Below are 20588 nucleotides of genomic sequence, written 5' to 3' on the forward strand. Positions count from 1 at the left end.
GGGCCGACGACGGTCAGGCCGCCCCGACCGTTTTCAAAGCGATCGTCACGTACTTCGCCGCGACCTCTTCCGGGGTGAGTGTGCCCTGGGAGTGGTACCAGCGCGGGATGGACTGGCACATACCGAGGAGCGCGCGGGTGGTCTCCGCGGGGTCGTCGACGTCGAACACGCCGGCCGCGGCCCCTTCCTCGACAATGCTGCGGACCAACTGCTCGACACCCTTGCGGACGGCGCGATAACGCTGCCGGTTCTCCGGGCTCAGATACCGCGACTCGCCCTCGAGGGCCGCGAGGCGCGCGCGCAGCGTCATCCGCAGCACGATGGCCTCGATGACGTTGGACAGCCGCTTCACCGGATCGTCGCCGCCGTCGGCGTCCGCGGCGTGCGCCCGCGCGAGCACATCGCTGGTCGACAGCTCCAGCAGCGCGATGAGGAGCCCTTCCTTGTTCTCGTGGTGGTAGTACAGGGCCGGAACCGTCACGCCCACGCGCCGCGCGATCTCGCGCACCGACGTGCCGTGGAAGCCGGTCTCGTAGAACGCGTCGAGCGCGGCGGACAGGATCGGGGTGAGCTCGGTCTCCTCGAGCTTCCGCCAATCCGGCACGGCCACCCCGTCGGTGACGGTGTCGCCGGTGGAAGTTCCCATTACCGCATCCCAACCTATCGATCGCTCTGTCACTGACGGGCTCGAGGATACCGGCACAAATCGAACGGAACCGATCCGGACCGCGGCGCGTCCAACCCTTCGACGGCGCAGGGATCGCCACCCGCGCCCACACACGCACCCGAGATGTCAGGAGAACGGCCCGTGCCCGACCACATTCGCGTCGATCCCGACGCTCTGCTCCTCGCCGCCGCCGAACTCGAGGCGCTCGCGCTGCGTCTCGAAGCGTCCGTCCAGGCCGCGGATCCGGCTCTGGATGTGCCCCCACCCGGCTCGGAAGAGGTGTCGCGGCTGATCTCGCAGCACTTCGGCGGGCTTACTGCGAGCTTCAGGCCGGCGGCCGTCCAGGGCATCGAGGAACTGCGGACCGCAGCGCTGACCATCCGCAGCCAGGCCGCGCACTACACCGATCTCGAGGCACGCCGGGTCGTCGCCCTGCACGCCACGATGTGACCGACTTCTCCGGACGCGCAGTCAGAAAGGTAGAGAACCGATGACGCTCGGAATGACCGGGGTGGTGTGGCTGCCGCGGGGCGCCACCGTGAACTCGACGAGCCTGACCACGGGGACGGGACCGCTGCCGATCGGCGCGGCCGGACCGGCCTGGGCCGCGGTCGCCGCGGCCTTCGCGGACGCGGACCTCACCCTCACCCGGGTCGCGGCGGAACTGGGTCTCGGCTGGGAGGGCACGACCGGCGGTTCCGCGATCACCTCCCTCGGCCCGTTCATCGCGTGGACGCAATCGGTCGTCGGGGAGGCCACCGCGGCGGCGCAGAAGGCCGCGGTCGGGTCGGCGGCGTACGCGACCGCGCTGATCGCGATGCCGAGCCTGCCCGAGATCGCCGCGGTCCAGGCCGCGAAGGCCACCGCCTACACGGCGGGCGGCGCGGTCAACGGTGCTGCTGCGGCCGCGGAGGCCGCGGAGAAGGCGCTCGATCTGCGGGCGGCCGCCGCGATGGAGGCCTACGAGGCGGCGACGGTGTTCGCCGCGGTCCCGGACCGGTTCACCGCCCCGCCGTCGCTGACCGCCGACGCGCCCGCATCGATCGGTGTGCAGGAACTCGCGGCGGTCGCCTCCCGTATGGGACGCACCGAGCACGTGCAGTTCTCCGATCCGGTGCAGTCCGTCGTCGACGGTGCCCACTCGGTGGCCTCGCGCGTCGGTGAAGCCCTGGGCAACGGGGATGTGCTCCGCAGCGTGGGCGGAGAGGCCGGACGGGTCGCGGCCGAGGTCGCGGCGTCCGGCGGGAGCGGTGTCGCCGGATCGGCGGCGCCGCAGGTCGCATCGCTGTTCGGGCAGGGACACGCGTCCACCGTCGCGACGTCGACGTACACGCCGGGCACCGGTCTCGGCGCCGGGTCCGCACCGGCCGCGGTGCACTCCGCGACGATCACCGGATCCGGAACGATCGCCGGTCCTTCGGGGCTCGGCGCGATTCCGACAGCAGGAGGGCTCGCCGCCGCGGGCGGAACCGCGGCCGGGATCTCCTCGATCGGAGCCACCGCCGGCGGAACCGCGACCGGCACCGCGACCGGCCCGGTCCGCGGCGACCTCCGGGTCCCCGGCGACCCGATCGGCGGCCCGGCCGCTCCCGCACACGGCATCGGATCGGCGGCCGCCCGAGCGGCGGACGGCGGCAGTGACGACGACCGAGGCGAGCAGACCCGCACCGACTTCCGTCCCACCGTCGAGCACTTCGCCGACGGCCGCACCGTGGTCCCCGCCGTGCTCGGCGCCGACCCGGAACCGGGCCGGTGATCGCCATCGACACGCTCGGCGTCCTCGCCGGATCCGCGTCACCGGGACCGGTCCCGGTCAGCGACGACGAACTGCACGTCCTGCTCGGAATGGCGGCGGTACCGGAGGTGCCGGTCGTGCTGATGCATCGTCATCACCACGACAGCGACACCGAGCGGCAGGTCGCGCGCACCCGGGCCGCCGACGGACTCGCCGCGCGCGGCCTGGTCCGGGCCGGAGTGGCACACCCGATGATCGTCGACCGGCTGCGCACCCTGGGCCGGCCGGCGTGGGAGATCGCGGTTCGGCGACTCCACGACGGCGCCGCCGACCGGTTGTGCCTCGCGCACGGCAGCGCCGAGGCCGGGGTGTCCGGCGCCGGCTCGCGGACGGTGACCGTGCGGGCCGTGCCCGGCGGTTTCGTCCTCGACGACGTCGACGCCGGTTCCGTGTCCCCGATCGTGCAGATGCTCGGCCCGGCCGAACCGGCGCGCACCGCCGGGGTCAGCCTGCCGACCGCGCGACTGTCCGCGGCACTGAACGAGGGGGCCAGGGACGGTGCGCGCACCACCCGGCTGCTGGCGGAGGCCGGGGTGCCGGCGGCGGAAGCCGCTGCCCTCGGGCCGGCGCTCGGGCGGTGCAGCACGTTCGCCGAGATCGTCGGGTTCCGGTACGGCGACGGGTCCACGGCCCCGGCCGGCGGGCCCGTCACGGTCTTCGAGACCACGGCGGGGCGGGTCGTCGGCACGTCGTCGGTGGCTCCCGACGGCACCGCGTGGACGACGCTGAGTTCCGGCACCGGCGGGTTCCTGCGGCAGGCGCTCGGCGACCTGGTGGCCCGGCTCGGACGCGACCGGGCGGACCGGTAGCTCAGCCCATCGGGTCGTCGGCGCCCGCGCCTCCGGTTTCGTGGAAGGGCGCCTGGAAGGTGCCCCACCGCACGCATTCCCAGCCGCCACCGGGACGCGGCACCAGTTCGACGGTCTGGGTGTTCGCGAGGTGGTTGCTGGTCGCGAAACTGCCCGGCACCTTGCCGAGGTACGCGGCGATCAGCCGGATCGCGGCACCGTGACTGACCACCACGACGTCGCCCGATCCGTCGCCGAGGTAGTGCTCGCGCAGGTCTTCGACGACCGGCACGTAACGGTCGATCACGTCGAGGCCGGATTCACCGCCGGGCACCCGGGAGCGCAGGTCGCCGCTGTGCCAGGCCTCGTAGACCTTCATGAACAGCTTGTGGGATTCCTCGTCGCTGCGGTCCTCGAGGTCGCCGGCCTGGACCTCGTGCAGTCCCTCGCGGACGGTCGCGGCGACCCCCGCTGCGAGTTCGATCTGGTGGGCGGTCTGCCGGGCGCGAATCGCCTGGGAGGCGACGAGCAGCGCCGGGGGCCGGTCGGCCAGGTTGGTGCCGAGCGTGTGTGCCTGGGCGATACCCAGTTCCGTCAGTTCGGCGCCGGGCAGCTTGGTGTCCAGCCGCCGCGCCACGTTCGCCACCGTCTGCCCGTGCCGGGCCAGGATCAATCTGCCGCTCACCGGTCTTCCTCTCCCCGTCGCAGCGCGTCGAGCCACTGCGCGTCCGCCTCGTCCGACACCGGGGGCACACCGTTGTCGGCGACCGCCGCCCACGACCCGAGGAACCGGACCTGCGCGAATCGGTGCAGGGCCTTGAGTGCCTCGGCGACGAGCGCGTCGTCGATGTGTCCCACGCAGTCCAAGTGGAAGAAGTAGGTGCCGTATTCCTGGCGGGTCGGGCGCGACTCGATGCGGGTGAGGTCGATGCCGCGGGTCGCGAACTCGGTCATCGCCCGTACGAGCGATCCGGGTTCGTTCGGCAGCTGCAGGATCACCGAGGTGCGGTCGCGTCCGGTGCGGGGCGGGGTCTTCGCGGGCCGGGTGAGCAGCACGAACCGGGTGCGGGCGCCGGTGAAGTCCGCGACGTTCTCGGCGAGGGCGTCGAGGCCCAGCCGCTCACCGGCGAGGGCGGTCGAGATTCCGGCGTCGGCCTTGCCGGCGGCGACGTCCTCGGCCGCGCCGGCGTTCGACGAGGCGGTGACGATCCGGGCCTGCGGCAGGTTGTCGGCGACCCACTGCCGCACCTGTGCCGCCGCGACCGGGTACGCGGCGAGGGTGCGGACCTGCTCGGCGGTGGTGCCGGGGCGCGCGACGACGGTGAACGTCACGTCGAGTTCGGTTTCCGCGACGATCTGCAGCCGGGGTCCGATGGACAGGGCGTCCATGGTCGGCGGGACGGATCCTTCGACGGAACTCTCGATCGGCACCACGGCACCGTCGACGTCGCCGTCGCGCAGCAGTTGCAGCGCGGCGGGCGGGCTGGCCGCCGCCACCCGTTCGACCGAGGCGTCGAAGATTCCGGTGTCCTCGAGGCGTGCGAGGGCCATTTCGGTGAAGGTCCCGGTCGGACCGAAGTAGGCGATGCGTGGCACGCCTACGAGGTTACGCATCGCACCTCGCGCTCCGGCCCCGTTGCGCTCGGAGTGACGGGAACCGTTATCCGCGCTAGCGGGTGAGGCCGAGGCCGGCCAGTCCCGCGACGATCGCGGCGGGGTCGTCGACCTCGACGGTGAGCAGGATCTCGCGGACCGCGGCGGCGGCCTCGGGGACGAGGGCGGCGAGGCGGGCCGCGTCGGGTTCGGCGACCGCCTGCCGCACGTCGAATCCGCTCAGTGCCGCGGCGGTCGCGGACAGCAGCGCGAGCACCTCGGCGGCGTCGCGGGCCTGCGCGACGTAGCCGGTGTCGGAGTGGGCGAGGACGGCGAGGAAATCGGCGATCTCGTCGGCGCTGCGGCCGGCGGGCAGGCCGGGGACGTGACCGGCCTCGGTGAGCCGGCGGGCGGTGTCGGCGAGGGTGTCCCCCGTGACGTACACGCACAGCGGCGCCGGCGCGGTGAACGCGAGGATGTCGTCGAGATACTCGGGGGCACAGTCGATCTGGTAGCGCAGCGGGCGGCGGCTGCCCGGGGCGGGAGCCTCGGCGCCGGCGTCGAGTTCGACGACCACGTCGCCGGCGGCCTCCGCGTCGGCGGCGGTCACGATTCTCGGCGCGAGGAAGCGGGCGGGGACGTCCGCCGGCGCGGGCGCGCGGTGGGTCAGCAGCGCGTCGAGGAGCCCGCGAGGTTCTTCACGGGAGGGCGGCATTCCGAGGGAGAGCGGGATCGACACCGATTCAGATTAGCCCCGGGAGACTCTTGCGACGCCCACCACAATGACTTAGGTTTGCCTCACCTACTTACCGAGGAGGACGGCATGCAGACTCTCACCGACGTTCCTGCCCCCAGCACCGCAGAGCGGGTGTGCACTGCCCTCGTGCGTGCCGATTCGACCGTTCTCGCCGTCGACGGCTGCGACCCGGTGACCACTGCGGTCCACCACCTCCACACCGACGGCGACATCGTCGTCACCGTTCCCGTCGACTGCCCGGCCGTCGCACTCGCCTGGCAGGCCGGCCCCGCGGGACTGCCCGCAGTCCTCGAACTCACCGACCACTCGCCGATCGCGCTGCGCAACCCGGTGCGGTCGCTGATCTGGCTCAGCGGGTCGCTACACCCCGTCGAGAACCCCCGCGAACTCGCCGCCGAGGTCGCCGAGGACCTGCCCCATCCGGAACTGCTCGACGTCGGCCACGGCACCGAACTGCTGCGTCTCGAACTGACGTCCGTGGTCGCCGCGGACACCACCGGAGCCGAATCCGTCGAGGTCGACGACGTGCTGACCGCACTGCCCGACCCGTTCGCCGCGCTCGAGACCGCGTGGCTGCAGCACCTCGAGCAGGACCACGCCGACATCGTCCTGCGCATCGCCCGCCGCATCCCGCCGGCCGCGCGGACCGGCCGCATCCGCCCCCTCGGTCTCGACCGGTACGGCCTGCGGCTGCGCATCGAATCCGGCACCGGCGACCACGACGTCCGCATTCCGTTCCACGAGCCGGTCGACGACGCCACCGGGCTGAGCCGCGCGCTGCGTCGCCTCGTCGGCTGCCCGTTCGTCAACGGTCTCCGCGCCCGCCCCTGATCTTCGTTTCCGGGTCATTTGCAGCGGTATCCTCGTCGTACACTCGCGAACCACGCTGTACACGTCGAAAGCCTGGGCCGATGGCCGATTTCGATCCGGAAGCGACCCGCCCGGCGGGTCAGGGAATCACCGCGGAGCTGGCTGCCGCGGGATTCGACGACGCGCTGGTCGTGGGACGCGGCGGTTTCGGTGTCGTCTACCGATGCAAGCAACGCTCGCTCGGACGGACGGTCGCGATCAAGGTGCTCTCCTCCGACCTCGACGTCGAGAACCGGGAGCGGTTCCTGCGCGAGGGCTACGCGATGGGCAGGCTGTCCGGCCATCCCAACATCGTCAACATCCTCCAGGTCGGGGTGACCTCGAGCGGCCGGCCGTACATCGTGATGCCCTATCACCCCAACGATTCGCTGGCGGTGAAGGTGCGGCGCGACGGGCCGTTGCCGTGGCCGGAGGTGGTGCGCGTCGGCGTCAAACTCGCCGGAGCCCTGGAAACCGCCCATCACTCGGGCACGCTGCACCGCGACGTGAAACCCGGGAACATCCTTATGACCGAGTACGGCGAGCCGCAGCTCACCGACTTCGGCATCGCGCGGATCGCCGGCGGATTCGAGACCGCGACAGGTGCGTTCACCGGATCGCTCGCGTTCACCGCCCCCGAAGTGCTCGAGGGCAAGCCTCCGACACCCAATTCCGACGTGTACGGGCTCGGGGCGGCGATGTTCGCGATGCTGACCGGCCGTGCCGCGTTCGAACGCCGCACCGGTGAGGAGATCGTCGCGCAGTTCCTGCGCATCAGCAGCCAGCCCATCCCCGACCTGCGGCCGCAGGGCATCCCCGACGACGTGTGCGCCGCGCTCGAACACGCGATGTCGGCCGATCCGGCGGCCCGCCCGTCGACCGCCGCCGAGTTCGGCCGGGAACTGCAGGAGATCCAGGCCCGGCACGGACGGCACGTCGACGAGATGGCCCTGCCCGGCGATCACCGTCAGCACGATCAGCCGACCCTGAAGGGTGCGCCGGCAGCCGACACCGCCACCGCGGTGCGCATCCGGAACGGGTCGTCGACACCACCGCCGCTACCTCCGGTCACTCCGCACCCGAGCGGCCCGAGCGGCCCGAGTGGTCCGAGCGGCCCGAGTGGCCCGAGTGGCCCGAGTGGTCCTGCCACCCCGCACCCGAGCGGCCCGGCCGCGCCTGCGCCGACCGGTGCGGACGCATCGTCGGGGCGGGTGTCGCTGCGCGCCGTGATCGCCGTGCTCGCCGTGCTGTTCCTCGCGGTCGCCGGGACCGGTCTCTACCTGGTGACGCGTCCGCCGAACGGTTCCGACACGGCCGCGGCGGGCGGCGAGAACACCCTCGAACTGCCGCCGACCGCGCAGTGGCGGGCGCTGCGCGATGCCCCGACCCCGCGTCAGCAGACCGCGACGACCGTCGCCGACGGCACCGTGTGGGTGTTCGGCGGACTCGACGACGAGGGCGCCTCGGCCGCACACGAGGGCTACGACCCGGCGATCGACACCTGGAAGACCGGCCCCGACATGCCGGTTCCGCTCAATCACGCGATGGCGGTGACCTGGGACGGCGTGCCCGTCGTGCTCGGCGGCTGGATTCCCGACGGGCCGAACCTCACCGCGACGACGTCCGATCGGGTCTTCGCGGTCCGCAACGGCCAGTGGGTCGAGATGCCACCCATGCCCCACCCGCGCGCCGCGGGAGCCGCCGTCACCATCGGCGACAAGATCTACGTCTTCGGCGGACAGGCCGACAACCAGCTCGTCGCCCCCACCGACGTCTTCGACGGCACCTCCTGGACCACCGTCGCCGACCTGCCGACCCCCCGCGAACACCTCGCCGCCACCACCGACGGCACCTACGCCTACGCCATCGGCGGCCGGAACCTCTCCTCCGACAAGAACACCGCCGCGCTCGAACGTTACGACCCCGCCACCGATACCTGGACCCGCCTGCCCGACATGCCCACCCCCCGCGGCGGCCTCGGCGCCACCTATCTCGACGGCCGCATCGTCGCCGCGGGCGGTGAAGAACCCACCCGAGTCCTCGGCCAGGTCGAGGCGTACGACGTGAGCACGGGCACGTGGGCGGAACTGCCCGAGCTGGCCACCCCGCGGCACGGCCTGGCACTCGGAGCGGTCGGGGACACGCTCTACGCGATCGACGGCGCGACCGAACCCACCCACGCCGAGTCCACCGCGGTGAACGAGGCGCTGCAGATCCCGCCGCGGCAGATTCAGCCCGGTCCGGCGTGGCGCCGGCTGCGCGACGCCCCGACCCCGCGTCAGCAGACCGCGACGACCGTCGCCGACGGCACCGTGTGGGTGCTCGGCGGGCTGGGCAACAACGGCTCCACCGGGAAGGTCGAGGGTTACGACCCGGCGATCGACACGTGGAAGGCGGGACCGGATCTGCCGGCGCCGCTGAACCATCCGATGGCCGTGGAATACAACGGCGAGCTGGTGGTGCTCGGCGGGTGGGAACCGGAGGGTCCCAATCTGACCGCGCATCCGTCGGATCGGGTGTTCGCCCTGCGCGACGGGGAATGGGTCGACCTGCCGCCCATGCCGCAAGCTCGAGCTGCGGGCGCCGCCGTGACCATCGGCGACAAGATCTACGTCTTCGGCGGACAGGCCGACAACCAGCTCGTCGCCGCCACCGACGTCTTCGACGGCAACTCCTGGACCACCGTCGCCGATCTGCCGACCCCGCGCGAACACCTCGCCGCCACCACCGACGGCACCTACGCCTACGTCATCGGCGGCCGGAACCTCTCCTCCGACAAGAACACGGCCACCGTCGAACGCTACGATCCCGCGACCGACACCTGGACCCGTCTGCCCGACATGCCCACCCCCCGCGGCGGCCTCGGCGCCGCCTACCTCGACGGCCGCATCGTCGCCATCGGCGGCGAAGAACCCACCCGCGTCCTCTCCGAGGTCGAGGCGTACGACATCGCGACCGGCATGTGGACCGAACTCGCCCCGATGGGCACCGCACGGCACGGGCTCGTCGTCGCGACCGTCGGCAACACGATCTATGCGATCGACGGCGCACAGCGGCCGACGCACGCGCAGTCCATCGCGATCGCCGAGGCGCTCGACTTCTGGTGACCGCATCCGGCGCGCGTGCGGCACAATCGCTGCGGTGACGACGACGATCCGCGACTGGCTCTCCCCCGCACCCCGGAATCCGGAGACACCGCTGAGCGCTACGGAGCGCCGGGCGCTGTGGATCGAGATCACGATCGTCCTGCTGGTCACGTTCGGGCTCAGCGGGGTGTCGTCGATCCTGTCGCTGCTCGAATCCGCGCTCGCCCCGGCGCCGTTGTCGGAGCAGACGGTCGCGCTGAACGTGCCGCGGTCGTCGCAGCAGCTCATCGATCTGGCCCGCCAGCTCCTCGGCATCGTGCGGCTGCTGGCGTGGGCGGCGCTGGGCGTCTACCTGTTGTGGCGCAGCGGAATCGGACCGAAGGTCATCGGGTTCGCGCGACCGCACGTGCGCCGCGACGTGCTGCCCGGTGTCGGGCTGGCCGCGCTGATCGGCATCCCGGGTCTGGGCCTGTATCTCGCGGCGCGCGCGATGGGCCTGAATCTGACGGTCGCGCCGAGCACCCTCGAGGACTACTGGTGGCGGCTGCCGGCGCTGGTGCTGTGGGCGATCGCCAACTCGGCGGCCGAGGAGGTGCTGGTCGTCGCGTATCTGATCACCCGGCTGCGGCAGCTCGGCTGGTCCGAGAACCGGTCCCTGGTCGCGTCGGCGCTGCTGCGCGGCAGCTACCACCTGTATCAGGGGCTCGGCGGCGGTGTCGGGAACTTCGTCATGGGTCTGATCTTCGGCCGGTTCTGGCAGAAGACGTCGCGGCTGTGGCCGCTGGTGATCGCGCACGCGCTGATCGACTCGGTCGCGTTCGTCGGGTATCAGGCGCTGCGCGGGCACGTGTCCTGGCTGCCGTGAGGCAGCCGCGCGGCGCGCAGACAGCAGCGCGCTGACCGCCGCGCGCTGCTGTCTTTCTCGTCGGCGGATCCCCGTGCCCTCGGGTTCCGGCGACCGCGGAACGTACAGTTGACGCGTGAACGGCGACCGTCCCGACCCCAGGTATCGGCCGCGGCCGCCCCAGGGGCCGCCGCTTCGCCGTCCCGCATCCCCACCCCCGCACGCGCAGCCCGGCCCGCCGCCCGAAGGCCCGCAGATCATCCGCCGCGACGGTCGTCCCGCACCGCAACAGGCCTGGTCACAGGCACCGAACCCGGCCTATCGGCAGCCCGCGGCCCGCCGCCCGACGGCCCCACCGCCGCGACCCCCGCAGCAACAGCAACAGCGTCAGCAGTCCCGCGATCGGGCACCGACGCAGACCCCGCAACGCTTCACCGACACGCAGCGACCCGATCCGCGGCAGCAGCGCCGCGCACCTGCTCCCCCGGCCGGACCGCCTCCGGGTGCCCCGCCGCGCCGGCCTCGGCCCGCTCCGGAACCCGCCCCGCGCAGGCGCCGGCCCGGAGCCTTCCCCCGGTGGACGCGACGCATCGCCCTCGCGGTGGTCGCGCTGCTCGTCCTGACGATCGCCGGGGTGGTCCACCTCGACGGCAAGCTCACCCGCATCGACGCGCTCGCGGCCTATCCGGACCGGGTCGCGGACACCCCCGGCACGAACTGGCTGCTCGTCGGATCGGACAGCCGCACCGGGCTGACCGCCGAGCAGGAACAGGAACTGGCCACCGGTGGTGACGTCGGGCCCGAGCGCACCGACACGATCATCCTCATGCACGTGCCGGAGGGCGGAGGCGCCACGACGATGGTGAGCCTGCCCCGCGACTCGTACGTGTCGATCCCCGGATACGGGCAGGACAAACTGAACGCGTCGTTCGCGGTCGGCGGCCCGACGCTGCTGGCGCAGACCGTCGAGGGCGCGACCGGTGTGCACATCGACCACTACGTCGAGATCGGGTTCGGCGGGTTCGCATCGATCGTCGACGCGCTCGGCGGCGTCGACATCTGCGTGCCGTACCCGATCGACGACCCGCTGGCCGGGATCAACCTGCAACCCGGATGCCAGGAACTGTCCGGCCCCGAGGCGCTCGGGTTCGTCCGCACCCGCGCGACGCCCCTCGCCGACCTGGATCGCATGAACAATCAGCGCCTGTTCATGTCGGCCCTGCTGAGCAAGGCGACCGGGCTCGGCACGATGCTCAATCCGTTCCGGTTGTGGTCGCTCGCCTCGGGGGCGACCGCGACCCTCGAGGTCGACGACGGCACCCACCTGTGGAACCTGGCGCGCCTGGCGTGGGCGATGCGCGGGGAGACGGTGACCGCGACGGTTCCGGTCGGCGGTTTCGAGGATGTCGACGGTTCCGGCAACGTCCTGTTGTGGGACCGTGAGCGGGCAATCCCGTTCTTCGATTCCCTTGCGGAAGACCGGCCCATACCTCCAGAATTGCTTTCGCCAACCCCTTGACAAATGGGTTCGGAATAAACTCAGGCTTGCCTCATATTACCCAGCAAAGGCAATACTGATCTTGATAAGCGTAGGCTCCCATTGGATGCGCAAGCCTCTGACCTGCACTAACGTCGTTGCCATGACGACCATGGGTGCGATGAACAAGAGCAAGTTCCATTCGCTGCTTCATGACCAGATCCGCAACGAATTCACCGCCTCGCATCAGTACATCGCGATCGCGGTCTTCTTCGACAATGCCGATCTGCCGCAGCTGGCCAAGCTCTTCTACGCCCAGTCCGTCGAAGAGCGCAATCACGCGATGATGATCGTCCAGTACTTCCTGGACCGGGACATGGCGGTCGACCTGACCGGTGTCGACGCCGTGCAGTCGATGTTCGACAGCGCCCGCGAGGCCATCGCCCTCGCGCTGTCGCAGGAGCAGAAGGTCACCGAGCAGATCGTCGAGCTCGCCCGCACCGCGCGCGACGACGGCGACTACCTCGGCGAGCAGTTCATGCAGTGGTTCCTCAAGGAGCAGGTCGAGGAGGTCGCGACCATGAACACGCTGCTCACCGTCGCCGACCGCGCCCGGGACAACCTGTTCCACATCGAGGAGTTCGTGGCCCGCGAGATCAACAGCAAGGTCGCGGCCCCGCCGGTGAACGCTCCGGCTGCAGCCGGCGGCAACCTCTGAGTTCGCCTGTAAACGACGCCGTCCGGCAGACCGATTCGGGTCTGCCGGACGGCGTCGTTTCGGAGCAGTATCGGCCCGACCGCAGTATCAGCGCAGGGTGACCTGGCGGCCGCGCAGGCCGTCCCGCGAACGACGCTCCGCCGCGGTGAGCGGTGCGTCGACGGCCAGCGCCTCGTCGAGGCGGGCACCCAACTCGACGGTCGCCGCGACCCACTCGTCGGGGTGCTTCTCCGGATCCAGGTCGAACACCGGAACCAGCAGGCCGTGCGTGCGGAACGATCCCGCGAACCGCGATCCCTCACCCAGGTTCAGACCGCCCGCGGCGTGCACCCGCGACAGCGCCGCCATCAGTGCGTCCTCGTCCTCGGGCCGCACCCACCGCAGGTGCGCCTTCTCGCCGGCGTCGACCCACCAGGCGGCGACGAGTCCGTCACCGGACAGCCGCGCCGACGGCATGATCGCGTCGTTGGCGTGCGAGACGGTGTGCGCGACGTCCGCCGCGACCTCGACGCCCTCCGGGATCCACCAGTTGAAGTCCTGGTGGACGGTGATCGCCGGAACCGCGTCGGTGACGACGAGATCCTGCAGGCGCGGGGTGTCGGCGTCGGCCCCGGCGGCCTGCAGCGAGGTGCCGGGCTCGGCGGTCAGTGCCCACTCGATCGCGGCACCGAGGTCGGCGGCCGGGTCCGGTCCGGGTGCGGCCAGCTGCAGACCGACGTAGGCGGCGACGTCGTCGCCCTCGTTGCGGACCAGCGCGGCGACCGCGCCGGGCAGCACCGTCGCGAGGGTGAGGCTGCGACCCTCGACGGGCGTTGCCAGCGGCAGTTCGACGAGCGCCGACGGCACGAACTCGCGCAGCGCGACGAGGTCGCATTCGGCGGCCAGACCCTCGAAGGGACGGGTCACCGAGGACGACGCCGCCTCACGTTCGAGGCGACGCTGCTCGAGCTTGGCGGCGCGGTTGCTGCCGGGCTTGGGTCCACTGTTTCTCTTGCTCTTCTTGGCCACCGCGCCAACCTACACGCCGTCCTGCACCGCCAGTAGCTGCTTGGTGCGCCCCGGATGGTTGGTGGCGACCCAGCCGACGCCGAGCGCGCGGCACAGTTCCACGTCCGCCGGATCGTCGACCGTCCAGCAGTAGGTCGCGCGACCTGCCGCCGCAGCCCGGTCCACGAGGTCCCGGTGCTCGCGCAGCGTCGCGATCGACGGTCCGATCGCGGTCGCCCCGACCGTGGTAGCGGCGCCGCCGCCCAGGTAGTGCGAGGTGTCGCCGAGCAGCACGGTGGGCAGCAGCGGCGCGGACCGGCGGATCCGCCACACCGCGCTCGCCGCGAACGACATCACCACCACCCGCGAGAAATCCGCGGAGGCCGGGGTGGCGAGGCCGAACCGCGCGAGCTCGGCCAGCAGTTTCGCTTCGACGAGTCCGCCGTAGCGCACGGGGTGTTTCGTCTCGACGAAGAGCTTGACCGGCACGCTCGTCCAGTCCAGGACGAGTTCGAGGAGCTGCCGCAGGGTCAGCAGCGACGCCGGTTCGCCGGGCTTGCCGTAGTCGAAGGCCGACAGCTCGGCGAGCGTCATCTCGCTGACCACGCCGGTGCCCGACGACGTGCGGTCGATGGTGCGGTCGTGGATGCACACCAGATGTCCGTCGCGGGTGAGCCGCACGTCGCATTCGAGTCCGTCGGCGCCCTCCTGCAACGCCAGCTCGTAGGCGGCGAGGGTGTGTTCGGGTTTGGCCGCGGACGCGCCCCGGTGCGCGACGACGCGGGGCCTTTCGCTCTCGCTCACGACGTCACCACCTTCGCGTGTTCCCGCTGCTCTGCCGACTCCGTGGTCTCGGTGGTCTCGGGGGCCTCGACCGGTTCCTCGAGAACCGGTTCCTCGGGATCGGACCGCCGCCCGGCCGGTTCGATCGGGGCGATCGGCGAGTGCGCCGGACCGGTCGCGACCGTGAGCTGTCGGTACTTCAGCGGCCGTCCGCGCAGGTCGGTGCCGTCGAACAACCGCAGCACGTGCAGTGCAGCGACCGCGACAAGCACGGCGACCGCGGCGGTCACCGCGGACAGGACGACGCCGTCGGCGCGGGCCTGCAGGGCGTCGCGCTGCCGCCACAGCAGGGTCACGACGACCAGCATCCCGCCGAGGACCCACAGGATCCACCAGGTGCGGACGGCGCGACGCACCCGCGGGCCGGCGTCGTCGGCGATCTCGGTGAGGTACACCCCCGGCAGCGCGAGGTTGACCAGCGGGATCACGCAGCCCAGCACGATCAGCGCGGGCGGTCGCGGATCCGACGACCCGCGTGCCGCGTACACGCGCTCGCGTACCCGGACCAACCGCAGCCCGGCTGCGACGACGGCCGCGAGCGCGACCAGCGGCGCGACCACCTGGGTGGAGCCGACGGCGGCGTCGGACAGCGCCAGCGCGACGGGATCGACCAGGCGGGTGCGGTTGAACAGCAGCAGCCCGTAGCGGACGGCTTCGGCGAGGGCCGCGAGCGCGAACAGCACCGCGGTCGCGACGAGGAGCGTCGGGGCGATCTCGGCGAGCTTCTCGGCACGGGTCGGTTCGTCGACGGTGGTGACCGCGCGACGGTCACGCAGACCCCATCGCGGCACGTCGTCGTAGCGGGGGGTGGCGCCGAGCGCCGCGGCCCCACCCGTGCGAGGCTGCGCCTCGGGCGGCGTGCCGGCTGCGGAGGGGATGGCGACCCAACGGAAGTTGCGGCGCGCCGGCGGCACCGGACGCTGCGGGTCCACGGGCGAGAGCAGCAGCCCGCGGCAGCCGGGGCACCATTGGCGCGGCTGCCCCACCACCGGCCAGCGGTGTTCGCAACGGACACAGATCTGGAAGGCGGGCATCAATAGATCTTCGCCGGAGTGTCGCCGTCGGCGGTCAGGGGTCGTCCGGTGCGCTGCCAGGCCACCATGCCGCCGCTCACCTGGAACGCATCGAACCCGATGTTGTTGAGGTACGCGACGACGCCCACGGATCGGCCGCCCTGACGGCACACGACGTAGACCTCGGCGTCGATGTCGATGTCCTCGATCCGGGCGGGTACATCGGCGACCGGGATGTGGAGCGCGCCCGGGGCATGACCGAGATCCCATTCGTCGGCTTCGCGCACATCCAACAGCACCACGCCGTCCCCGATCTCCGGGACGTCGTCGACCGACACGGTGGGAACATCGGAGAAGCTCACATCGTCAATAGTGGCACGCGTCTTCCGGGGACGCAGCCGTCGGATCGGCGCTACATCACCGGTGCGTCACACAGTTGTTACAGGCCGGCCACATTCCCGACCAGAACCGATGACGAAATCCCCACGGCGACGGAGTTATCCACAGTTTCCACAGGTTCATCCCCAGTTTTCGGAGTAATTCACAGCTCCTACCTCGCTCGGGCCGAGCACATTTCGCACTCCGTCCCTCGACATGTCCGAATCATCGTGCGCCGCACCGGCACCTCCCATCACCCACGAGGGCGCGCCCCGCCGCGCGGTGCGCGCACTCGAAACTGCCGCGCGTACGTACACGCGGAACTGAAAGGATCGTGGCCATGGAACTACGGATCTTCACCGAACCCCAGCAGGGCGCCACCTACGCCGATCTCCTCGCCGTCGCGCAGACGGCCGAACGGCTCGGCTACGCCGCGTTCTTCCGATCCGACCACTATCTCGCGATGAACAGCAAGGGCCTGCCCGGCCCCACCGACGCGTGGATCACGCTGGCCGGGCTGGCCAGGGAAACCTCGACGATCCGGCTCGGCACCCTCGTCACGTCCGCGACGTTCCGGCATCCGGGACCTCTCGCGATCACCGTCGCGCAGGTCGACGCCATGAGCGGCGGGCGCGTCGACTTCGGGCTCGGCGCCGGGTGGTACGAGGAGGAGCACCTCGCGTACGGCATCCCGTTCCCGCCCCTGCAGGAGCGTTTCGACAAGCTCGAGGAATCCCTCTCCGTGATCACCGGCCTGTGGGAGACCCCGGTCGGCAAGACGTTCTCGTACGAGGGCGCCCACCACCGGATCCTCGAATCGCCTGCTCTGGCGAAACCCGCGCAGCGTCCGGGTCCGCCGATCATCATCGGCGGCAAGGGCAAGCGCCGCACCCCTGCCCTCGCGGCCCGCTTCGCCGACGAGTTCAACGTCCCGTTCGAGTCGCCGGAGGAGTCCGCGCGGCTGTTCGAGGGGGTGCGGAACGCGTGCCGCGCCGTGAACCGCGACCCCGCGGAGATGGTGTGGTCGAACGCGCTGGTGCTGTGCTGCGGTCGCGACGAGAACGAGATCGCGCGCCGCGCCGCACGCATCGGGCGTGAGGTCGACGAGCTGCGTGAGAACGGGCTGGCCGGCACCCCGGCCGAGGTCGTCGAGAAGATCGGACGCTACGCCGAGATCGGCACGCAGCGGATCTACCTGCAGGTTCTCGACCTGGCGGATCTCGACCACCTCGAGCTGGTCGCGCAGGAGGTGCTCCCGGCGGTGCGCTGAGCTCCGCTCACGGGAGGCACCGGAGCTCCGCTCACGGGAGGCACCGGTAGGTCAGTGGCTGCTGGTGGAGCCGAGGAAGATTTCGATGTCCCGGCTCCACTGGCGGGTCCGTGCGAGATCGAGGCGCCAGCGGGCGACGGCGAACAGTCCACCGGCGACGAGCGCCGTCCCGACCCACGCGGACACGCCCACCAGCACCGCGGACACCTTGGCACTCGTGGCACTCATCGGCGGCAGCGACTGGTTGCCGTCGGCGTCGACCCAGACCGGTACCTGGCTGCCGGGTGCGGTGGTGGAGTCGACCTGGATGGTGCCGTTCCGTGTCTCCCGGCCCCACGGCCACGACGCCTGGACCGTCGCGGAGTCGGACACTCCGTAGTCTCCGTAGGTGGCGGCGACGGTTGTCGGGGTACCCGCGGTCGTTGCTGTCACCAGGGTGCGTTCCGCGGTCTGCTGCGCCGACACCGCGAGTTGTGTGTCCCAGGTTGCGGCCCCGGCCCATATCGCCAACGGGATCATCGCGACCACGAGGAATGCGAGCAGGGCCGTCAACCGCGCCTCGATGCGATCGGTGCGGCGCACGAGAGGATTACGGCGTCGAGAGGATCGGCGTGCCGTTCGTAGATAGGCCGCCGTGCTGTTCACCATGTCGAGTCCGGTCCTTCCCCCTAGTTCGCTCATTCCAGATTGATCCGCCGGACCGGTAAGAGCAAGGGGATGGGCCTTATATCACACGCGAGGCGACTGTGCGAGCGCCGACTCCCGAGGTCCCGAGGGGATCGTCAGAGTCCGAGACCGACGGGGCAGCTGACGCCGGTCGCGTGGACCGGGCAGTAGCCGTTCGGGTTCTTCGCCAGGTACTGCTGGTGGTAGTCCTCGGCGTAGTAGAACTGGGTCAACGGGGCGATCTCGGTGGTGATCGCGCCGTATCCGGCAGCGGCCAGACGCTTGCCGAACGATTCCGCGGTGGCCTCGGCGATCTCGATCTGCGATTCGTCGAACGTGTAGATCGCGGACCGGTACTGGGTGCCGTGGTCGTTGCCCTGCCGCATGCCCTGCGTCGGGTCGTGGTTCTCCCAGAACTGTTGCAGGATCTGCGCGTATCCGATCACTTCCGGGTCGAACACGACGAGAACCACCTCGGTGTGCCCGGTGCGGCCCGAGCAGACCTCCTCGTAGGTGGGGTTGGGGGTGTAGCCGCCCGCATAGCCGGCGGCGGTCGAGTACACGCCGTCGAGTTCCCAGAATTCCTTCTCGGCTCCCCAGAAACACCCCATGCCGACGACGGCGGTTTGCATACCGTCCGGGAACGGCGGGGTGAGGCGGTGGCCGTTGACGTAGTGGGCGTCGGGCACGGGCATGGGGTCGGGTCGTCCGGGCAGTGCCTGCTCGCGGGTGACCATCACGGATTTGGCGGCCTTTTGGGAGAGGATCTCGTCGAACCAGGACATGGTCCCGATGCTACGCGCGGGATTCGCTGCGGGCGGGGGTCGCGCTCACGCCGTCAGCCGGGAGGCGGCGGATCCACCGATCGGTGATCCAGCGCCCGGCCGGCACCTCCACGCAGCGGTAGAGCGCCTCGGAGACGAGCGCGCACACCACCACGAACGCGAGGACGGCCCCGGTACGGCCGAGGTGCCCGACGGTGTTCTCGTACACGCGGTACAGCACCAGCGTGTGCACGAGATAGATCGCGAAGCTGCGGGTCGCGGTCCAGTACACGATCCGGGAGCGGGCGAGCCGGCCGTCGTAGCGGGCGAGCAACACGACGGTCGCGGTGACCACGACGATCGTCCACAGGTAGCGGGAACCGGCCCAGTACACCTGGTAGTCGGTGGCGATCCAGACGACCATCACCTGCGCGAGCATCGCGAGGACGAGTCCGCGGGCAGCCGCCAGCCGCGCCCACCCCAGGTAGATGATCTGCCCGAGGAAGACGCACGGGAGGGTTGCGGCGATCTTCGACAGGAACGGCACCGCGTACGGCTGCGGGACGTACAGGTTGTAGAAGATCACCAGCATGCACACCGCGGCGCCGAGGGTCGGCATCGCGATCGGCGCGGCTCGGAGCAGGGGTCGCGCGAGCACGCAGTAGAGGTAGAACGTCACCTGCACCGCGAGGGTCCAGGTCACGCCGAGCACCGCGACCTCGGGTTTCAGGAAGAACCCGCCCAGGAAGAAGCTGAGCACCGCCTCGCCGTTGGTGATGCCGGTCTGCCCGCTGAACATGCCGTTGATGCCGAGACGCACGAGCACGATCGCGGCGAGGATCGCGACCCAGAATCCGGGCAGCAGCCGGGCGCCGCGGGCGATGAGGAACGGGCGGGCGTCCTGCCGGATCGCGGATCGGGTGATGAGCATCCCGGTCAGCATCATGAAGGCGGCGACGCCGAGGAACGACAGGTGCTGGTTGAGTTTCGCGCCGTCGACGAGCACGTCGTAGACGAGGTCGATCCCCCACCAGCCCGTCCCGAGGTCGTCGATCAGATAGAACGAGATGTGCGAGTACACGACGGCGAGTACGGCGAGTGTCTTCAGCAGATTCACGCCCGGGAACTCGACCCGAGGCGCTTCGCCGCCGCGTGCCGTGTCGCTCGGGAGTGGCCGAAACATCCGGCAATGTTAATGTCCGGTTTACTGTCGCGCCGAATCCGGCCCCCATCTGCGCAGGTAGAGACCTTTGTCCCGTGCCGAGCCGCCCAACAGCCCTCGACGGCGGCGCGCCGGATATGCCGGAACCGCGTGCAGGCCAGTGTTGCGCAGGGTGTACTTATGAGTTTGGGTGGAAACCCAGAAGTATCGAAAACATGAACGGGCCCAACAGGCCCGCAGATGAAGGGACCCTTCGTGGCTGAGTACACGCTTCCGGAACTGCCCTACGACTACGCGGCCCTCGAACCGCACATCTCCGCCAAGATCATGGAGCTGCACCACAGCAAGCACCACGCGACCTACGTCGCCGGCGCCAACACGGCCCTGGAGAAGCTGGCCGAGGCCCGCGACAACGGCACGATGGCCGCGCAGGCCACCAAGCTCGAGAAGGACCTCGCGTTCCACCTCGGTGGCCACACCAACCACTCGGTGTTCTGGCAGAACCTCTCGCCCGAGGGTGGCGACAAGCCGGAGGGTGAGCTCGCCGCCGCCATCGACGACGCTTTCGGTTCGTTCGACAAGTTCCGCGATCACTTCTCGGCCAACGCGAACTCCATCCAGGGCTCCGGCTGGTCCATCCTGGCCTGGGATTCCATCGGTCAGCGCCTGCAGATCGTGCAGCTCTACGATCAGCAGGGCAACATCTCCATCGGCCTGGTTCCGCTGCTCATGCTCGACATGTGGGAGCACGCCTTCTACCTGCAGTACCAGAACGTCAAGGCCGACTACGTCAAGGCCTTCTGGAACATCGTCAACTGGGCGGACGTGCAGGCCCGCTTCGAGCGCGCCCGCACCCAGACCGCCGGTCTGATCGTCTAGTCACCCCGCACACGCTGCGCAAAGAGGGACGCCGGAGATCCGGCGTCCCTCT

21 protein-coding genes are annotated in these 20588 nt (G+C 70.7%); 10 read left to right on the forward strand and 11 right to left on the reverse strand.

From position 1 onward, the window contains the following. Window positions 1–13 precede the first annotated feature (13 nt). Window positions 14–646 carry a TetR/AcrR family transcriptional regulator gene (locus ACWDTS_RS14915; RefSeq protein WP_450118495.1) on the reverse strand — a complete coding sequence of 211 codons (633 nt, stop codon included), beginning with the start codon at window positions 644–646 and terminating at the stop codon, window positions 14–16. A 162-nt stretch (window positions 647–808) separates the two neighbouring features. On the opposite strand from ACWDTS_RS14915, the gene ACWDTS_RS14920 reads away from it, so the two are divergent. Genes ACWDTS_RS14920 through ACWDTS_RS14930 form a run of 3 tightly spaced genes read left to right on the forward strand, consistent with a single transcriptional unit; the run spans window position 809 to window position 3271 of the window. Then, complete coding sequence (locus ACWDTS_RS14920; protein WP_450108998.1) at window positions 809–1117, forward strand: PE family protein; 309 nt, start codon at window positions 809–811, stop codon at window positions 1115–1117. Window positions 1118–1157: 40 nt separating this feature from the next. Beyond that, a complete protein-coding gene (locus tag ACWDTS_RS14925) occupies window positions 1158–2423 on the forward strand; it encodes a PPE domain-containing protein (protein ID WP_450118496.1) in 1266 nt (421 codons plus the stop codon). Then, window positions 2420–3271 (forward strand): ESX secretion-associated protein EspG, encoded by an 852-nt coding sequence (locus tag ACWDTS_RS14930; RefSeq protein ID WP_450118497.1) that lies wholly within the window; start codon window positions 2420–2422, stop codon window positions 3269–3271. The genes ACWDTS_RS14925 and ACWDTS_RS14930 overlap by 4 nt, the downstream gene beginning before the upstream one ends. A gap of 1 nt (window position 3272) precedes the next feature. Here ACWDTS_RS14930 and ACWDTS_RS14935 read toward each other — a convergent pair whose 3' ends face one another. From ACWDTS_RS14935 to ACWDTS_RS14945, 3 genes are all read right to left on the reverse strand, one after another. Beyond that, a complete protein-coding gene (locus ACWDTS_RS14935; RefSeq protein ID WP_450109001.1) occupies window positions 3273–3935 on the reverse strand; it encodes a histidine phosphatase family protein in 663 nt (220 codons plus the stop codon). Then, the gene (gene pheA / locus ACWDTS_RS14940; protein WP_450118498.1) at window positions 3932–4846 is read right to left on the reverse strand and encodes a prephenate dehydratase; all 915 of its coding nucleotides are present in this window, start codon (window positions 4844–4846) and stop codon (window positions 3932–3934) included. Before pheA ends, ACWDTS_RS14935 begins: the two co-directional genes overlap by 4 nt. A gap of 73 nt (window positions 4847–4919) precedes the next feature. Then, the gene (locus tag ACWDTS_RS14945; RefSeq protein ID WP_450109003.1) at window positions 4920–5582 is read right to left on the reverse strand and encodes a hypothetical protein; all 663 of its coding nucleotides are present in this window, start codon (window positions 5580–5582) and stop codon (window positions 4920–4922) included. An 84-nt stretch (window positions 5583–5666) separates the two neighbouring features. Between ACWDTS_RS14945 and ACWDTS_RS14950 the strand changes: the two genes are divergently transcribed. From ACWDTS_RS14950 to ACWDTS_RS14970, 5 genes are all read left to right on the forward strand, one after another. Further along, window positions 5667–6431 (forward strand): DUF2470 domain-containing protein, encoded by a 765-nt coding sequence (locus ACWDTS_RS14950; protein WP_450109004.1) that lies wholly within the window; start codon window positions 5667–5669, stop codon window positions 6429–6431. A gap of 80 nt (window positions 6432–6511) precedes the next feature. Then, window positions 6512–9556 (forward strand): Kelch repeat-containing protein, encoded by a 3045-nt coding sequence (locus tag ACWDTS_RS14955; RefSeq protein WP_450109005.1) that lies wholly within the window; start codon window positions 6512–6514, stop codon window positions 9554–9556. 34 nt (window positions 9557–9590) lie between these two features. Further along, the gene (locus tag ACWDTS_RS14960; RefSeq protein WP_450118499.1) at window positions 9591–10400 is read left to right on the forward strand and encodes a CPBP family intramembrane glutamic endopeptidase; all 810 of its coding nucleotides are present in this window, start codon (window positions 9591–9593) and stop codon (window positions 10398–10400) included. Between the two features lie 235 nt (window positions 10401–10635). Then, window positions 10636–11898, forward strand: coding sequence for an LCP family protein (locus tag ACWDTS_RS14965; RefSeq protein WP_450118533.1), 1263 nt, complete (start codon window positions 10636–10638; stop codon window positions 11896–11898). 121 nt (window positions 11899–12019) lie between these two features. Continuing rightward, the gene (locus ACWDTS_RS14970) at window positions 12020–12574 is read left to right on the forward strand and encodes a ferritin (protein WP_450109007.1); all 555 of its coding nucleotides are present in this window, start codon (window positions 12020–12022) and stop codon (window positions 12572–12574) included. Window positions 12575–12661: 87 nt separating this feature from the next. On the opposite strand, the gene ACWDTS_RS14975 is transcribed toward ACWDTS_RS14970, so the two are convergent. The 4 genes from ACWDTS_RS14975 to ACWDTS_RS14990 are packed head-to-tail and all read right to left on the reverse strand — an operon-like array spanning window position 12662 to window position 15779. After that, the gene (locus tag ACWDTS_RS14975; protein WP_450118500.1) at window positions 12662–13582 is read right to left on the reverse strand and encodes a DUF5926 family protein; all 921 of its coding nucleotides are present in this window, start codon (window positions 13580–13582) and stop codon (window positions 12662–12664) included. A 9-nt stretch (window positions 13583–13591) separates the two neighbouring features. Next, window positions 13592–14365, reverse strand: a complete 774-nt coding sequence (locus ACWDTS_RS14980; protein ID WP_450109009.1) for a glycerophosphodiester phosphodiesterase — start codon at window positions 14363–14365, stop codon at window positions 13592–13594. Then, complete coding sequence (locus tag ACWDTS_RS14985) at window positions 14362–15438, reverse strand: DUF4328 domain-containing protein (protein WP_450118501.1); 1077 nt, start codon at window positions 15436–15438, stop codon at window positions 14362–14364. Before ACWDTS_RS14985 ends, ACWDTS_RS14980 begins: the two co-directional genes overlap by 4 nt. Continuing rightward, the gene (locus ACWDTS_RS14990) at window positions 15438–15779 is read right to left on the reverse strand and encodes a rhodanese-like domain-containing protein (RefSeq protein ID WP_450118502.1); all 342 of its coding nucleotides are present in this window, start codon (window positions 15777–15779) and stop codon (window positions 15438–15440) included. The genes ACWDTS_RS14985 and ACWDTS_RS14990 overlap by 1 nt, the downstream gene beginning before the upstream one ends. A 356-nt stretch (window positions 15780–16135) precedes the next feature. Between ACWDTS_RS14990 and ACWDTS_RS14995 the strand changes: the two genes are divergently transcribed. Further along, complete coding sequence (locus ACWDTS_RS14995) at window positions 16136–17065, forward strand: LLM class F420-dependent oxidoreductase (protein ID WP_450118503.1); 930 nt, start codon at window positions 16136–16138, stop codon at window positions 17063–17065. Window positions 17066–17116: 51 nt separating this feature from the next. Here ACWDTS_RS14995 and ACWDTS_RS15000 read toward each other — a convergent pair whose 3' ends face one another. From ACWDTS_RS15000 to ACWDTS_RS15010, 3 genes are all read right to left on the reverse strand, one after another. Beyond that, entirely contained in the window at window positions 17117–17746 is a 630-nt protein-coding gene (locus ACWDTS_RS15000; protein ID WP_450109013.1) for an Rv1733c family protein, read from the reverse strand. 101 nt (window positions 17747–17847) lie between these two features. After that, entirely contained in the window at window positions 17848–18516 is a 669-nt protein-coding gene (msrA, locus tag ACWDTS_RS15005; protein ID WP_197252963.1) for a peptide-methionine (S)-S-oxide reductase MsrA, read from the reverse strand. Between the two features lie 10 nt (window positions 18517–18526). Beyond that, window positions 18527–19678 carry an acyltransferase family protein gene (locus tag ACWDTS_RS15010; protein ID WP_450118504.1) on the reverse strand — a complete coding sequence of 384 codons (1152 nt, stop codon included), beginning with the start codon at window positions 19676–19678 and terminating at the stop codon, window positions 18527–18529. Between the two features lie 234 nt (window positions 19679–19912). On the opposite strand from ACWDTS_RS15010, the gene ACWDTS_RS15015 reads away from it, so the two are divergent. Next, window positions 19913–20536, forward strand: coding sequence for a superoxide dismutase (locus ACWDTS_RS15015; RefSeq protein WP_068164327.1), 624 nt, complete (start codon window positions 19913–19915; stop codon window positions 20534–20536). Window positions 20537–20588: the final 52 nt, after the last annotated feature.

Source organism: Rhodococcus sp. NPDC003383 (assembly GCF_053589115.1).

Bases quoted from the DNA above. Each gene is read 5' to 3' on its own strand.
- ACWDTS_RS14915 (WP_450118495.1), bottom strand. From the start codon at position 646: ATGGGAACTTCCACCGGCGACACCGTCACCGACGGGGTGGCCGTGCCG.
- ACWDTS_RS14925 (WP_450118496.1), top strand. From the start codon at position 1,158: ATGACGCTCGGAATGACCGGGGTGGTGTGGCTGCCGCGGGGCGCCACC.
- ACWDTS_RS14950 (WP_450109004.1), top strand. From the start codon at position 5,667: ATGCAGACTCTCACCGACGTTCCTGCCCCCAGCACCGCAGAGCGGGTG.
- ACWDTS_RS14955 (WP_450109005.1), top strand. From the start codon at position 6,512: ATGGCCGATTTCGATCCGGAAGCGACCCGCCCGGCGGGTCAGGGAATC.
- ACWDTS_RS14970 (WP_450109007.1), top strand. From the start codon at position 12,020: ATGACGACCATGGGTGCGATGAACAAGAGCAAGTTCCATTCGCTGCTT.
- ACWDTS_RS14985 (WP_450118501.1), bottom strand. From the start codon at position 15,438: ATGCCCGCCTTCCAGATCTGTGTCCGTTGCGAACACCGCTGGCCGGTG.
- ACWDTS_RS14995 (WP_450118503.1), top strand. From the start codon at position 16,136: ATGGAACTACGGATCTTCACCGAACCCCAGCAGGGCGCCACCTACGCC.
- ACWDTS_RS15000 (WP_450109013.1), bottom strand. From the start codon at position 17,746: ATGAGCGAACTAGGGGGAAGGACCGGACTCGACATGGTGAACAGCACG.
- msrA (WP_197252963.1), bottom strand. From the start codon at position 18,516: ATGTCCTGGTTCGACGAGATCCTCTCCCAAAAGGCCGCCAAATCCGTG.
- ACWDTS_RS15010 (WP_450118504.1), bottom strand. From the start codon at position 19,678: ATGTTTCGGCCACTCCCGAGCGACACGGCACGCGGCGGCGAAGCGCCT.